General features: G+C 73.0%; 7 protein-coding genes. 3 read left to right on the top strand and 4 right to left on the bottom strand.

Annotation, left to right across the window (positions count from 1 at the left end):
• Positions 1 to 40: 40 nt before the first annotated feature.
• The 3 genes from PS467_RS26975 to PS467_RS26965 form a co-directional block, all read right to left on the bottom strand.
• Positions 41 to 3625: an ATP-dependent helicase gene (locus PS467_RS26975; protein WP_311037415.1), complete on the bottom strand. Its 3585-nt coding sequence runs from the start codon at positions 3623 to 3625 to the stop codon at positions 41 to 43.
• Positions 3626 to 3822: 197 nt separating this feature from the next.
• Positions 3823 to 7038 (bottom strand): ATP-dependent helicase, encoded by a 3216-nt coding sequence (locus tag PS467_RS26970; protein ID WP_311039968.1) that lies wholly within the window; start codon positions 7036 to 7038, stop codon positions 3823 to 3825.
• 585 nt (positions 7039 to 7623) lie between these two features.
• The gene (locus PS467_RS26965) at positions 7624 to 8004 is read right to left on the bottom strand and encodes an MGMT family protein (RefSeq protein WP_311037414.1); all 381 of its coding nucleotides are present in this window, start codon (positions 8002 to 8004) and stop codon (positions 7624 to 7626) included.
• Positions 8005 to 8223: 219 nt separating this feature from the next.
• Here PS467_RS26965 and PS467_RS26960 point away from each other — a divergent pair, with 219 nt between their 5' ends.
• From PS467_RS26960 to PS467_RS26950, 3 genes are all read left to right on the top strand, one after another.
• The gene (locus PS467_RS26960) at positions 8224 to 11070 is read left to right on the top strand and encodes a flippase-like domain-containing protein (protein WP_311037413.1); all 2847 of its coding nucleotides are present in this window, start codon (positions 8224 to 8226) and stop codon (positions 11068 to 11070) included.
• Between the two features lie 263 nt (positions 11071 to 11333).
• A complete protein-coding gene (locus tag PS467_RS26955; RefSeq protein WP_311037412.1) occupies positions 11334 to 12842 on the top strand; it encodes an alpha/beta hydrolase in 1509 nt (502 codons plus the stop codon).
• A 72-nt stretch (positions 12843 to 12914) separates the two neighbouring features.
• A complete protein-coding gene (locus PS467_RS26950) occupies positions 12915 to 14531 on the top strand; it encodes an alpha/beta hydrolase (protein WP_311037411.1) in 1617 nt (538 codons plus the stop codon).
• A 114-nt stretch (positions 14532 to 14645) separates the two neighbouring features.
• Here PS467_RS26950 and moeZ read toward each other — a convergent pair whose 3' ends face one another.
• Positions 14646 to 15824 (bottom strand): adenylyltransferase/sulfurtransferase MoeZ, encoded by a 1179-nt coding sequence (gene moeZ, locus PS467_RS26945; RefSeq protein WP_268974271.1) that lies wholly within the window; start codon positions 15822 to 15824, stop codon positions 14646 to 14648.
• Positions 15825 to 15889 lie beyond the last annotated feature (65 nt).

Raw genomic sequence — 15889 nt, 5'->3', positions numbered from 1 at the left:
CCGGCCCGCGACGAAGCGAGGGCGGGGGCCTCCGGGGCGCTCATGTGTGCTCGCTCTCGGTCACGGTTCCGTCGTGGATACGGTCATTCCCGGTCGCGCCGCCGTTCCCGTACGCGTACCCGTCCTCCGGCTCGCCGCCCGCCTCGCCGCCCGTCTCCCCGAGCAGGACGCGCTCGAGCCCGGCCCGGCCGGGCAGCCCGGTGGGCCGGACGACCTCGCCGCTGCGCACGTACACGAAGGCCGCCGTGACCGCCGACAGGGGCAGTCCGTGCTGCTCGGCCCAGGCGAGGCGGTAGATGGCCAGCTGGAGCGGGTCGGCGTCCTGGGAGAGGCCGGTCTTCCAGTCGACGATCTCGTAGCGCGGGCCGCCGTCGGGGCCCGCTCCGGGCTCGCGGTACACCGCGTCGATCCGGCCGCGGACGGTACGACCCGCCAGGGTCAGCTGGACCGGCACCTCCACGCGGTACGGGGTGCGACGGGCGTACGGCGTACGCGCGAACGCCTCCTTGAGCGCGGCCAGCTCCCGCTCGTCGGCGATCTCCGCCTCGTCGTCCTCGCCGCCCGGCAACTCGTCCGGGCCGAGGAAGGGCAGCGGCAGCGCCTCGAAGCGGGACTCGACCCAGGCGTGGAAGCGGGTGCCGCGCCGCGCGGCGGGGCGCGGCGGCCGGGGCATCGGGCGGGCCAGCTCCCGTGCGAAGCCGTCCGGGTCGGCGGCGAGACGCAGCAGCTGCGAGGCGGTGAGCGTCCCCGGCAGGGGCACCTCGTGCACGGTCTCACGGGCGCGGCGCAGCTCTCCGGCGAGCGCGTCGAGATCGCGGTCCCAGGAGCCGACCAGCCGGACCTCCTCGGGCGCCAGCTCGCCCTCGGCCGAGCCGTGCGTGATGTCGGACACACCGGGGTCCGGTGCGTCGTCAGGACCGCGGTAAGGCTCGTCGTCGTACGGACCGTCGTCGGGCTCGTCGTCGTAAGGCGCGTCGTCGTACGGCGCGTTCTCATACGAGCCGTCGGCCGCGTCGTCGTACGGAACCTCGTCATACGGCGCGTCCTCGTACGGGTCCTCGGCCGCGTCCGTAGGGAGGTCCTCGTGCGGACCCCCCGCCGTCTCGATGCGCGCCAGATGGGCGAGCACCACATCGGCCGCGCGGCGGCGGTGGCGGAAGGCGGCCGGGTCGAGCGGAAGCGGCCAGGCCCGGTCGGCCGCCGCCTCCTGCCGGGCCGGGTTCTCGGCGCCTTCCTCCGGCGGCTCGGCCCATGCCTCGACCTCGCCGTACCCCGCCTCGCAGTGCTCGCGCAGCGCGTCCAGGAAGGCGGACGGGCCGCGCGGCCGCTTCTGGGTGGGGCCCCACCAGTGGCCGGAGCCGAGCAGCAGCGAGCGCGGCCGGGTGAAGGTCACATAGCCCAGCCGCAGCTCCTCGGTCCCCTGATGCCCCTTCATGGCGTCCTTGAAGGCGGCGATCCCCTTGCTGTCCCAGGCGGTGACGTCCGGCAGGGTCCGCGCGTCCCCGCGCAGCGCATGCGGCAGGACCTTCGCGTTCGCCGTCCAGGACTCGCGGGACTGTTCGCTCGGGAACTGTTTGGCGACCAGCCCCGGCACCGCCACCACGTCCCACTCCAGCCCCTTGGACTTGTGGGCGGTGAGCACCTTGACGGTGTTCTCGCCGCCGGGAAGGGCGTTGTCGAGCCCCTTCTCGTACTGCGCGGCGGTGCGCAGAAAGCCGAGGAAGCCCTGAAGGGTGGCCTCGCCCTCCACGGCCGCGCCGCCCTCCCGGCCGGCGAAGGCGGCCGCGACGTCCAGGAAGTTGCCGAGCGTCTCGCGGCGGCGCGCGGCCAGGGCGTGCGGTGAGGCGGACAGCTCGACCTCGAGGCCCGTGGTGGCCAGGACCCGGTGGAGCACGTCCATCAGCGGATCGGCCAGCGAGCGGCGCAGTTCGCGGAGTTCGGCGGCGAGCCGGGCGAACCGCACCCGTGCCTCGGCCGAGAAGGGCAGCCCGTCGTCCGGGCCGCCGCCCGCCTCCAGAAAGGTGTCGAGGGCGTCGGCGAGGGAGATCACCTCGGAGGGGTCGGTGCCCTCGACGGCCTCGGCGAGCCGTCGGTCCGGGTCGTCCTCCGCCCCGTCCGGCCCGCCGTGGGAGACCAGCGCGCGGGCGCGGCGGCCGAGCAGCGCGAGGTCGCGTGGGCCGATCCGCCAGCGCGGCCCAGTGAGCAGACGCACCAGCGCGGCGTTGGCCCCGGGGTCGTGGAGGACCTCGCAGACGGCCACCAGATCGGCGACCTCCGGCAGATGCAGCAGCCCCGACAGGCCCACCACCTCCACCGGAATGTCCCGTTCCACCAGGGCGCCCTGGATCTGCGCGAAATCACCCGCCGTACGGCACAGGACCGCGATCTCACCGGGCGGGGTGCCGGTGCGCACCAGGTGGGCGATGGAGTCGGCGAGCCAGGTCAGCTCCTCGGCGTGGGTGGGCAGCAGCGCGCAGCGCACCGATCCGTCCCGCTCGGCGCCGGGCGCGGGGCGCAGCGCCTCGACGCCCTCGTGCATCGCGCGCAGCGGGGCGGCCAGCCCGTTGGCGAGGTCCAGGAGGCGGCCGCCGCTGCGCCGGTTCTCACTGAGCGCGAAGCGCCGCGCGGGGCGGTCGTCGGCGTGCGGGAAGTGCTCGGGGAAGTCGTCCAGGTTGGCCACGGAGGCGCCGCGCCAGCCGTAGATGGCCTGGCAGGGGTCGCCGACGGCGGTGACGGGGTGTCCGGTGCCGCCGCCGAAGAGACCGGACAGCAGCAGCCGCTGGGCAACGGAGGTGTCCTGGTACTCGTCGAGCAGGACGACCGCGTACTGCTCGCGCAGGATCCGGCCGACCTCCGGGTGGTCGAGGGCCAGGGTGGCCGCATGGGCGATCTGGTCGCCGAAGTCGAGCAGATCGCGGCGGCGCTTCTCCTCGCGGTACGCCTCGACCAGGCCCAGCAGCTCCTGGCGGGCACGGGCGGCCTCGGGCACCTTGCGCAGCGCCTCGTTGGTGAGCCGCGTCCCTTCCAGCGTCCGCAGCAGCTCGGTGTCGTACGCGCGCAGCCGCCCGGCGGGGACGAGGTGCTCGGCGAGCTCGGCGTCGAGCGCGAGCAGATCGGTGACCAGGTCGGAGAAGGGGCGGGTGAGCGCCGGATACGGGCCAGGGGCGGCGCGCAGGACGCGGGCGGCGAGCTGGAACCGGGTGGCGTCGGCCAGCAGCCGGGCGCTCGGCTCCAGGCCGATGCGCAGCCCGTGATCCTTGAGCAGCTGACCGGCGAAGGCGTGGTACGTGGAGATGGCGGGCTCGCCCGCGGCCTCCTCGGCGGCGCCCGGGTCCGGGTCGAGGTCCAGGATGCCCGCCGTGACGAGGGCCTTACGGACCCGCTCCGCCAGCTCTCCGGCGGCCTTGTTGGTGAAGGTGAGGCCGAGCACCCGGTCGGGCGCGACCTGCCCGGTGCCCACCAGCCAGACGACGCGGGCCGCCATCACCGTGGTCTTGCCGGAGCCCGCCCCGGCGACGATCACCTGCGGGGCGGGCGGTGCGGTGATGCACTTCACCTGCTCCGGGGTGAACGGGATCCCGAGGAGTTCCTTGAGCTCCTCCGGATCGGTGATGCGGGCTGACACTCCAGTGAGGCTATCTGTGCCCACCGACAGGCCCCGCTGTCCCCGTCGTCCCTGCTGTCCCCGTCGTTCCGATCATCCCGGTCGTCCCGGTCGTCCGTGTCACCGGACGCCCTGTCGTCACCGGACGCCCTGTCGTCACCGGACGCCCCGTCGTCCCCGACGTCCCCGTCGTCCCCGTCAGCGGAAGCTCCGGGGCGTCAGTCGACCACATGGCGGCCCTCCGCGCGGGCGCTGCACGCGCCGCGGAAGGCGCAGCGCTCGCAGTGGTCGCCGGTGCTCGGGGTGAAACGCTCGTCGAGGACCCGCCCGGCCGCGGTGGCGAGCAGCTCCCCCACCCACTCCCCGTCCGGCGGCTCCTGGGCCTGGACCTTGGGGACGCCGTCGCCGCCGTCCCTCTTGGCGGCGCCCTGCCGCAGCTGGACCAGCTCCGCGCCGCCCGGCTCGGGGCGCCGGCCGTCGAAGAGGTCGTCGACGGCGCCCTCACGCACCGCCAGCTGGTAGGCCGCCAGCTGGGGGTGGCGCTCCACATCACCGCGGGTCACGGCCTGCTTGCCGGTCTTGAAGTCGACGACGTAGGCGCGCCCCTCGCCGTCCGTCTCGACGCGGTCCATACTGCCGCGGATGCGCACCTTATAGGCGTCGGCTTCGAGCGTGACGTCGAAGGAGTGCTCCGTGGCGACCGGGGTGCGGCCGCGCTCCATCACATGCCAGTGCAGAAAGCGCTCCAGGGCCGCCCGTGCGTGCTCCTTCTCCTGCCGTGACTTCCAGGGGGCGTCGAAGGCGAGCGCGTCCCATACGGAGTCCAGGCGCTCCATGAGGACCGCGAGATCGGCCGGGGTGCGGCCGGAGGCGACCTCGTCGGCCAGGACGTGCACGACGTTGCCGAAGCCCTGGGCGGCGGTCGAGGGGGCGTCCGCCTTCACCTCGCGCCCCAGGAACCACTGGAGCGAGCAGGTGTTGACGAGCTGGTCCAGCGCACTGCCGGACAGCGCCACGGGTCGGCCCCGGTCGCGCAGCGGGACCTCGCTGTGCGTCGGCTCGTACAGCCCCCACCAGCGGTGCGGGTGGGCGGCCGGGACCAGCGGCCGGCCCTCCTCGTCACGCAGCGCCGCGAGCCGCGCCAGCCGGCGCGCGGCGGCCTCCCGCAGCACCTCGGAGGCCTCCGGGTCGACGGTGGTGGCGCGCAGCTCGGCGACGAGCGCGGGGACGGAGAGCGGACGGCGCGGCCGCTGGGTGACATCGGTGGGCGGGACGCCCAGTTCGCCGAGGAAGCGGGAGGGCTGGTCGCCGTCCTCGGAGGCGGCCTTGACGGCGGTGACCACGAGCCGCTCCTTCGCGCGGGTCGCCGCCACGTAGAACAGCCGCCGCTCCTCGGCCAGCAGCGCGCCCGGCGGCAGCGGCTCGGCGAGCCCGTCCCGGCCGATCCGGTCGGCCTCCAGGAGTGAGCCGCGCCGCCGCAGATCGGGCCACAGCCCCTCCTGCACCCCCGCGACGACCACCAGGGCCCATTCGAGCCCCTTGGAGCGGTGGGCGGTCATCAGCCGTACGGCGTCGGGGCGCACCATCCGGCGGGAGAGGGTGTCGGCGGCGATGTCCTGGGCGTCGATCTCCTCCAGGAAGTTGAGGGCGCCGCGGCCGCCGGTGCGCTCCTCGGCACGGGCGGCGGTCTCGAACAGCGCGCACACCGCGTCCAGGTCGCGGTCCGCGTTCCGCCCCGCGGGGCCGCCGCGCTGTGCGGCCCGCTCCAGGCGGCCGGGCCAGGAGGTGCCGTCCCACAGCACCCACAGCGCCTGTTCGGCGGTGCCGCCCCGGGCCAGCGACTCCCGGGCCGTGCGCAGCAGCTGCCCGAGCCGCTGGGCACCGCGTGCGTACGCCGGGTCGTGGACGGCCAGCCGCTCCGGCTCGGCGAGCGCCTCGGCGAGCAGGACGTCGGAGGGGCGCGGCACCGCCCGCCCGGCGGCCCGCTCCTCCTCGCGCAGCGCGCGGCCCAGGCGGCGCAGATCGGCGGCGTCCATACCGCCGAGGGGGGAGGTGAGCAGGGTCAGGGCGGTCTCGACGCCGAGGGCCGCGGACAGCCCGCCGCTGTCCGGCAACGCGGCCGTGGCGGCGGCCCGCAGCGCCGTCAGCAGGGGAGCCACGGCGGGCTCATGGCGCAGCGGGATGTCATCGCCGTCCACCTCGACGGGGACTCCGGCCGAGGTGAGCGCACGGCGCACACCGGGGATCGAGCGCCCCCCGGCGCGCACCAGGACGGCCATCTCGCTCCATGGCACCCCGTCCTCCAGATGGGCGCGGCGCAGGATGTCGGCGACGTTGTCGAGCTCGGCGCCCACGGTGGGGTACGTGCACACCTCGACGCGGCCACCGCCGCGGGCGGCCGCGAGCTCCCGATGGGCCCTTACGGCCCGCGCGGGCAGTCGGGTGAGCGGCATCCGGCCGGTGATCTGCCGGGTGGCCGCGAGCAGGGCGGCGCCCGAGCGGCGGGAGACGGTGAGAACCGCCACGTCCGCAGGCCGGCCGTCCGCCCGCGGGAAGTCCTCGCGGAACCGGAGGATGTTCCCCACGTCGGCGCCGCGGAAGGCGTAGATCGACTGATCGGGGTCGCCGAAGGCGAGCAGGGTCCTGCCGCCGCCCGCGAGCGCCCGCAGCAGCCGGCCCTGGGCCACGTCGGTGTCCTGGTACTCGTCGACGAACACGGCGTCGTACCGCCCCGCCAGCTCGGCCGCGGTCTCCGGCCGCCCGGCGAGCAGCACCGCGCGGTGCACCAGCTCCGCGTAGTCCAGCACCCCCTGGGCGTCCAGGACGTCGAGATATTCGGCGAGGAAGCCCGCCGCCGCGGTCCAGTCGGGGCGCCCGGCGCGCTCGGCGAACTCCCCCAGCGCCCGTGGCCCCAGGCCCAGCTCCCGGCTGCGTGCGAGCACCGCGCGCACCTCGTCGGCGAAGCCCCGGGTGGTCAGGCAGGCGCGCAGCTCGTCGGGCCAGCGGACGGAGGCCCGGCCCTCGCCGGCCAGCTCGGCCTGGCCGGCGAGCAGCTCCCTGACGACGACGTCCTGTTCCGGTCCGGAGAGCAGCCGCAGCGGATCGGCGAAGAGATCGACGTCCTGGTGGGCGCGGACCAGGGCGTAGCAGTAGGAGTGGAAGGTCGTGGCCTGCGGCGCGCTCGCGCCGCCCAGGCGCGCGGCCATGCGGTCGCGCAGTTCGACGGCCGCCTTACGGCTGAAGGTGAGCACCAGGAGCCGCTCGGGATCCGCACCCTCGCGCACCCGGCGGGCCACCGCCTCCACGAGCGTCGTCGTCTTGCCCGTGCCGGGCCCGGCGAGCACCAGCAGAGGACCGCCCGGATGCTCGACCGCGGCGCGCTGCCGTGCGTCCAGGACAGGCGGAGCACCCGGCTCCGGCCGATGACGGAGCAGGCGGTAGACGCCCGACGTCGACTGCCGTGCGGACGGCTGCCGTGCCTGCCGCTGCCGCGGAAGAGACGAGGGGGAGGAGCTCACGTGGGATCGCCGGTCCTGGTGGGTTGCTGGGTGCGGGACAGCCTCTCATGCGAGGCGGGGAGTCACCCGTATGGCTGTGGATACCGCCGGTACGACCGCACTGCCGCCGCACGCCGGTACGGCCGCGGGCCCGGCGCACGCCGGTACGGCCGCACCGCCGCCGCGCCCCGGCACGCCTACGTTTCCACCGCGCCCCGCCACGGGCACCCCGCGCGCCCCGGCACGGCTGCGCTGCCGCCGTACGTCGATACGGCCGCGAGACCGCCGCAGACTGGCACAGCCGCACTGCCGCCGCGCACCGGCACAGCTGGGTTCCGCCGCGCCCCGGCACGGCCAGGCACCCCGCGCGGCCGCGGACCCATCGCACGTCGGTACGGCCGCGGGCCCGTCGCACATCGGTACGGGCAGACACCCGCCGTCTCCGGCACGGCCGCCTGCCGCCGCGGACCGGCACTGCCGAGAGCCTGCCGCACACCTGTACGGCCGCTGGCCCGTATGGCGCTACCGGGTGTGGTCGTGCCCGCTCCCGTCCCACCGGGCACGAGCCATGTCGATCCGCGGGACATGCCCCTCGGACGAGCATGCCGCCTGGCGCAGCGGGGTGCCCTCCTCGCGGTAGTGCTCAAGAGCACTCAGCTCATTGCCGGGCAGCAGCACCCCGTCCGCGCGCACCACCCGCCACCACGGCACGGCGCCCCCGTAGAGCGCCATCACCCGGCCCACCTGGCGCGGGCCGCCCTGCTCCAGCCATTCGGCGACGTCCCCGTAGGTCATCACGCGACCGGAGGGGATCAGCTCGGCCACCTCCAGCACCCGTTCGGCGTACTCGGGCAGCTCATCGGCCCCGTCGTCGGCTTCCCGCTCCCTGCTTTCCCGGCTCATCCGGCTCATCCTGCCGCATCCCGCCGAGAGCCGCGCGAAGGTACCCCAGGTATCCCGCGAGCGGTGGCCGCGGGCCCGTTTCGGGTCGAGTGGTGGTTCGATCACGCATTGTGCGGGAATCCCTTGCAGGGCGTACCATTCGGGGTCCACGTCCCCGAAATGCACCCTGATGCCCCCCTCCGCAGCCCGGGCATGCCACCATCTTCCGGGCGGTGACTGGTGATACGAGATCAAGAAGAGACGGCGAAGCAGCAGGGTGCGCAGCCTCCTGAGGAGGAGGCCCGCACCCCTGAGGCGCTGCCGCGCTCCGAGGCACCGTCCGGTGGCCGTGCCGACGCCCCGGACGCCGCCGACCGCTGCGCCCCGGACGGACCGCAGGACGCAGACGGGCCGGAGAACCCCAACGGACCGGAGGACATAGACGGACCGGAGAACCCGGACGGGCCGGAGGATTCGGACGGACCGGAGGGTCATGTGGACCGGGTCTCCGGGGACGAGCCGCTGCTGCCCGCCCGGGTGCACCGCCCCTCCGATCTGCTGCGGCTGCTCCTCGGGGTCCTCGGCATGGCCGTCGTGCTGGCCATCGCGGCCTTCGCCCACGGCACCACCGCGGGTCTGGAGAAGGACATCGGGCACGGCGCCAACCAGGCGCCCCCGCTGCTGATCGACTTCGCGGGGCTCACGGCCGGTGTGGCCGTCCTCGTGCTGCCGGTGGCCTTCGCCTTCGAGCGGCTGATCAAACGGGACGGGCTGCGGATCGCCGACGGTGTCCTGGCCGCCGTGCTGGCCCACGGTGTGTCCCTCACCATGGACCTCTGGGTCGCCAGAGGCGCCCCCGGCTCGCTCCGTGAGGCGCTCACCCAGCCCGCGCCCGGCGGCACCTTCAGCGACCCCGTGCACGGCTATCTCGCCCCCGTCATCGCCTATATGACGGCCGTCGGCATGGCCCGGCGCCCCCGCTGGCGGGTGGCCATGTGGTGCGTGCTGCTGCTCGACGCCTTCGCGGTGCTCGTGGGCGGCTACACCACACCGTTCTCGATCATCCTTACGGTGCTCATCGGCTGGACGGTGGCCTACGGCACGCTCTACGCCGTCGGCTCCCCCAATGTGCGCCCCACCGGCCAGAACCTGCTCGCCGGGCTGCGCCGGGTCGGCTTCACACCGGTCAGCGCCATGCGGGCCGAGGAGCCTGAGGACGAACACGGCCACCACGTCGACCGGGGCCGCCGCTATCTGGTCACCCTGGAGGACGGCCCGCCCCTGGACGTCACCGTCGTCGACCGGGAACAGCAGGCCCAGGGCTTCTTCTACGGCGTCTGGCAGCGGCTGACCCTGCGGACGATCACCCCGCCGCGCAGCCTCCAGTCGCTGCGCCAGGCGCTGGAGCAGGAGGCGCTGCTCGCCTATGCGGCCATCGCGTCCGGGGCCAACGCGCCCAAGCTGATCGCCACCTCCGAGCTGGGCCCGGACGCGGTGATGCTCGTCTACGAGCACGTCGGCGGCCGTCCGCTGCACGCCCTGCCGGACGAGGCGATCACCGACGAGCTGCTGGCCGGCACCTGGCACCAGGTCCAGGCCCTCCAGTCGCGGCGCATCGCCCACCGGCGGCTGGACAGCGACGCCCTGCTGGTCGACCGCAACGGCACGGTCGTCCTGACCGATCTGCGCGGCGGTGAGATCGCGGCCGGTGATGTGGTGCTGCGGATGGACATCGCGCAGCTGCTCACCACCCTGGGCCTGCGCGTGGGCGCCGAGCGCTCGGTGGCCGCCGCGGTCGAGGTCCTCGGGCCGGACGCGGTCGCCGACAGCCTTCCGCTGCTACAGCCCCTGGCGCTCGGCCGGGGCACCCGCGCGACCCTGCGCCAGCTCGCCCGCGAGCGCGCCCAGCGCCAGCGGGAGGCCGTCCTGGAGGCGTCGCGCGCCGCCAAGGAGGCCCGCCAAACCGAGGCGAAGGAGGCCCTGGAGGCCGTGGGCGCGGAGGCGGTCACCAGCGGCCGCAAGACCGCCAAGGCCGAGAAGCAGGCGGAGAAGCGCGCCATGGAGGAGGCGCTGGAGGACGCCCGCGAGGAGGATCTGCTCTCCCAGATCCGGCAGCAGGTGCTGCTGGTGCGGCCGCAGGCGCCGATAGAGCCCGTAAGGCTGGAGCGCATCAAACCGCGCACCCTGGTGAGCTTCTGCGCGGGGGCCTTCGCCGCGTACTTCCTGCTGTCGCAGTTCACCCATCTCAAGCTGGGCGCCCTGGTCGGCGAGGCCAACTGGATCTGGGTCGTCTTCGCGCTCGTCTTCTCCGCGGTGACCTATGTGGCCGCGGCGCTGAGCCTGCTCGGCTTCGTCCCGGAGAAGGTGCCGCTCGGGCGGACGGTGCTGGCGCAGGTCGCCGCCTCGTTCGTGAAGCTGGTGGCGCCCGCGGCGGTCGGCGGGGTCGCCCTGAACACCCGCTTCCTACAGCGCGCGGGGGTGCGGCCGGGGCTCGCGGTGGCGAGTGTGGGCGCCTCCCAGCTGTTCGGGCTCGCCAGCCATATCGTGCTGCTGCTGACCTTCGGCTATATCACCGGCACCGAGCGCACCCCGGCGCTCTCGCCGTCCCGGACCGTGATCGCCGGGCTGCTGACGGCCGCCGTCCTCGCCCTGGTGGTGGCCGCGATTCCGGTGTTGCGGAAGTTCGTCTCCAGCCGGTTGCGGTCGCTGTTCGCGGGCGTCATCCCGCGCATGCTGGACGTGCTTCAGCGGCCCAGGAAGCTGCTCGCCGGCATCGGCGGCACGCTGCTGCTGACCGCCGCGAACGTGATGTGCCTCGACGCCTCGATCCGCGCGTTCGGCGGTGAGCTGAGCTACGCGAGCATCGCCGTGGTCTTCCTCGCGGGCAACGCCCTGGGGTCGGCGGCGCCCACCCCGGGCGGTGTGGGCGCGGTCGAGGCGGCCCTGATCGCGGGTCTGACCTTCGCCGGGCTGCCGTACGAGACCGCCGCGCCCGCGGTGCTCCTCTTCCGGCTGATGGTCTTCTGGCTGCCGGTGCTGCCCGGCTGGCTGGCCTTCACCCACCTCACCCGCAAAGAGGCGCTGTAGGGGCCCGCTCCTGCCAGACCCTCTTCGTCACGAAGACCTCGTCACGAAGACCCTTCGCCCACGAAGACCTTCGCCCACAAGGACCCGCGAGGGTCCGCGAAGGCCCGTCAGGGAGCCCGTACGGGGCCGTGGGGCCCCGCTGGAGCCCTCCGGGGCCCGGTCCCGGCCACTGGGCCCCCTCACCCGTACGCCCCCGCTGTGCGCGCGTGGGGCGCCCGCGGCCCTCAGGATGGCGGTACACCGCCACCCACGGGAGAGCCGCCGTGTCCCCACTTCCGCGCATCGGTGCGCTGTCCGCCGCCGCCCTGCTGCCGGCCCTCCTGGCCGCCGGATGCGGTGGCGGCGGGCGGCCGGACACCTCGGCCCATCAGAAGCTCGACTGGTCGGCCTGCCCCACCCCTTCGACGAGCCAGGACGCGGCCGCCACCAAGGCGCCGGGCAAGGACTGGGAGTGCGCGACGCTCCATGTGCCGCTGGACTACCGCAAGCCCCGCGGCCGGACCATCGGCATCGCCATGATCCGCGCCAAGGCCACCGGACCGGGCAAGCGCATCGGCTCCCTCATCTTCAACTTCGGCGGGCCCGGCGGTTCGGGCGTGGCCACCCTCCCGGCCCTCGCCGCCGGCTACAAGCAGCTGCGCACCCGGTACGACCTGGTCAGCTTCGATCCGCGCGGGGTCGGCCGCAGCAGCGGGGTGCGCTGCCTCGGGGACCGGCAGCTGGACGCCAACTACGCCGCCGACTCCACCCCGGACGACAACACCGAGGTGAAGAGCCTGGTGCGCCGGGTCAAGACCTTTGCCGCCGGATGCGAGAAGAACTCCGGCACGGTCCTGCCGTACGTCGGCACCACCAACGCCGCCCGTGACATGGACCTGATGCGGCGCGTCCTCGGCGACAAGAAGATGCACTACTTCGGCGTCTCCTACGGCACCGAACTCGGCGGCGTCTACGCCCACCTGTACCCGAAGAAGGTGGGGCGCGCCCTCTTCGACGGGGTCGTGGACCCCACGCAGACGCCCGAGCAGGGTGCGCTCGGCCAGGCCAAGGGGTTCCAACGTGCCCTCGGCGACTATTTGAAGGCGTGCGCCAAGGGCGGCGCCCAAAGCTGCCCCACCCAGACCCGGATCCGCTCGCTGCTGAAGCGGCTCGACGCCCGTCCGGTGCGCGGCTACGGCGGCCGGAAGCTGACCGAGTCCCTGGCCGACGGCGGTATCGCGCAGTCCCTGTACTCCCGGCAGTACTGGCAGTACCTCACCCAGGGGATCGCGGCCGCCCAGCAGGGCGACGGCAGGATTCTGCTGGCCCTGGGCGACGCCATGAACGGACGCAGTCCGGACGGCCACTACAGCACCCTCCAGTCCGCCCTGACCGCCATCACCTGCGCCGACTTCAAGGAGCGCTACACGGTCCCGGACATCGAGCGGAAGCTGCCCGCCTTCCGTAAGGTCTCCCCCGTCTTCGGCGACATGATGGCGTGGGGCCTCACCCAGTGCACCGGCTGGCCGGTCCGCGGCGCCTGGACCACACCCGACGTCAGCGCCAAGGGCGCCGCCCCGATCCTGGTCGTCGGCAACACCGGCGACCCGGCCACCCCGTACGAGGGGGCGGGGCGGATGGTGAAGGAGCTGGGTCCCGGCGTCGGGGTCGAGCTCACCTACAAGGGCGAGGGCCATGGGGCGTACGACAGCGGAAGCGCCTGTGTCCGAAAGACCGTCAACGCCTATCTGCTGGACGGCAAGGTGCCCAAGAAGGGAAAGGTCTGCACCTGAAAGGTCAACCGTGACGGTATTGAGAAGAAGCGCTGACCTTTTCGCCCCCGTCTCCTCATAGGATCTCCGGATATGCCGAGTTCCTCACGCACCATACGGACCAGGGCGCTGGTCTCCATGACCGCCGTGGCCGCCCTCGTCGCCGTCGCGGGCTGCGACGGCGACGGGGGAAGCGAGCAGGGCAAGGCGTCGTCCAAGCCCTCGGCGTCCGCATCGACGTCGTCCCCGGCCTCCCCGTCGGGCTCCGGGCTGCCGGGCTCGCTCACCGGTCAGAAGCTCGACTGGTCGTCCTGCCCTGCCCCGACCGCGAAGCAGGGCACCGGTGAGAAGCCGGGAAGCGAGTGGGAATGCGCCACGCTCAAGGCGCCGCTGGACTACGCCAAGCCCAAGGGCGAGACGATCGATCTGGCCATGATCCGCGCCAAGGCCACCGGACCGGGAAAGCGCATCGGCTCCCTGCTGTTCAACTTCGGCGGACCTGGCGGTTCCGGTGTCTCCTCGCTGCCCGGTTTCGCCGGCGACTACGAGAAGCTGCGGACACGCTATGACCTGGTGAGCTTCGATCCACGCGGGGTCGGCGAGAGCGCCGGGGTGACCTGCCAGAGCGACGCGGAGATCGACGCCTCGGACGCCGTCGACGGCACTCCGGACGACGACGCCGAGGTCAAGGCCGCCCTGGCGGACGCCAAGAAGTACATCAAGGGCTGCGAGAAGCGTTCGGGCAAGGTGCTCCCCCATGTGGACACCGTGAGCGCCGCCCGTGACATGGATCTCATGCGGCAGGTGCTCGGCGACGACAAGCTGTCGTACTTCGGCATCTCCTACGGCACCGAACTCGGCGGCGTCTACGCCCATCTCTTCCCCGACCGGGTGGGACGCGCGGTCCTGGACGCCGTGGTCGACCCCACCGAGGACCCCGAACAGGGCTCCTACGGCCAGGCGAAGGGGTTCCAGCTCGCGCTCGACAACTATCTGAAGGACTGCGCCGAGAAGGGCACGGCCTGTCCGACCGGCGGCGACCCGGCAGCGGGCACCGACAGGATCGCCGCCTTCCTGAAGCAGCTCGACACCAAGCCGCTGCCCACCGAAAGCGGCCGGAAGCTCACCCAGGACGGGGCGCTGAGCGGTATCGCCGCCGCCCTCTACGACAAGGAGAGCTGGAAATACCTGACGCTCGGGCTACAGGAGGCGATGCGGCTCGGCAAGGGCAATCTGCTGCTGGCCATGGCGGATTCGATGTCCGGCCGAGACGAGAACGGCCACTACAGCAACATCAACGCCGCCAATGCCGCCATCAACTGCGTGGACGACCGGCAGCGTTACACCGTGGCCGATGTGAAGGCGCAGCTGCCGCGCTTCCGCAAGGCGTCACCGGTCTTCGGCGAGTATCTGGCCTGGGGCCTGCTCGCCTGCACCGGCTGGCCCGCGGACGGCACCACGGACACCCCTGACGTCAGCGCCGAGGGCTCCGCGCCGATCCTCGTGGTCGGCAACACCGGCGACCCGGCCACCCCGTACGAGGGGGCCCGGAAGATGGTCCAGGAGCTGGGCGAGGGCGTGGGCGTCGAGGTCACCTACAAGGGACAGGGCCATGGCGCGTACAACAGCGGCAACACCTGTATGACGAGGACCGTGAACGCCTATCTGCTGGACGGCAAGGTGCCCGCCGCCGGCACGACCTGCGGGTAAGGCGCCCAGCGCATCGGTAAGGGGGCCGGATCGCCGCCTCGACGGCGATCCGGCCCCCTTGTACGCGATGCGTCAGCTGATCAGATCAGAGGGATCGGCGCAGATCTGACCGGATCAGTAGACCGGCTTCTCGGGCTCGATCTGGTTGACCCAGCCGATCACGCCGCCGCCCACGTGGACGGCGTCGGAGAAGCCCGCGGACTTCAGGACGGCCAGGACTTCCGCCGATCGGACACCCGTCTTGCAATGCAAGACGATCTTCTTGTCCTGCGGCAGGTCCTGGAGGGCACCGCCCATGAGGAACTCGTTCTTCGGGATCAGTCGGGCGCCGGGGATCGAGACGATCTCGTACTCGTTCGGCTCGCGGACATCGATGATGTCGATGTTCTCGCCGTCGTCGATCCACTCCTTGAGCTGCTTGGGAGTGATCGTCGAACCGGCCGCCGCCTCCTGGGCCTCCTCCGACACCACACCGCAGAACGCCTCGTAGTCGATCAGCTCGGTGACGGTCGGGTTCTGGCCGCAGACCGCGCAGTCCGGGTCCTTGCGGACCTTGACCTGGCGGTAGGTCATCTCCAGGGCGTCGTAGATCATCAGACGCCCGACCAGCGGGTCACCGGTGCCGGTGAGCACCTTGATGGCCTCGGTGACCTGGATCGAGCCGATGGAGGCGCACAGCACGCCCAGCACACCGCCCTCGGCGCAGGACGGGACCATGCCGGGCGGCGGGGGCTCCGGGTACAGGCAGCGGTAGCAGGGGCCGTGCTCGGACCAGAAGACCGACGCCTGGCCGTCGAAGCGGTAGATCGAACCCCATACGTACGGCTTGTTCAGCAGCACGCAGGCGTCGTTGACCAGATAGCGGGTGGCGAAGTTGTCGGTGCCGTCCACGATCAGGTCGTACTGGGAGAAGATCTCCATCACGTTGTCGGCCTCGAGGCGGCCCTCGTGCAGCACGACGTTGACGTACGGGTTGATGCCGAGGACCGAGTCACGGGCGGACTCCGCCTTGGAGCGGCCGATGTCCGCCTGGCTGTGGATGATCTGGCGCTGCAGGTTGGACTCGTCGACCTCGTCGAACTCCACGATGCCGAGGGTGCCCACGCCGGCCGCGGCGAGGTACATGAGGGCCGGAGAGCCGAGACCGCCCGCGCCCACACAGAGCACCTTGGCGTTCTTCAGCCGCTTCTGCCCGTCCATCCCGACATCCGGGATGATCAGATGGCGTGAGTACCTGCGGACCTCGTCGACGGTGAGCTCGGCAGCCGGCTCGACCAGGGGTGGCAGCGACACGGGGACTCCGTAAGGGGAGGGAGCAGACGGTTCACCCCCGCGTGAGCGGGGAGGTTTTCTTCTCG

Source organism: Streptomyces luomodiensis, assembly GCF_031679605.1.
Lineage (GTDB): Bacteria > Actinomycetota > Actinomycetes > Streptomycetales > Streptomycetaceae > Streptomyces > Streptomyces luomodiensis.
Note: the sequence above shows the minus strand (reverse complement) of the source record. Positions and strands in the feature narration are given on the sequence as shown.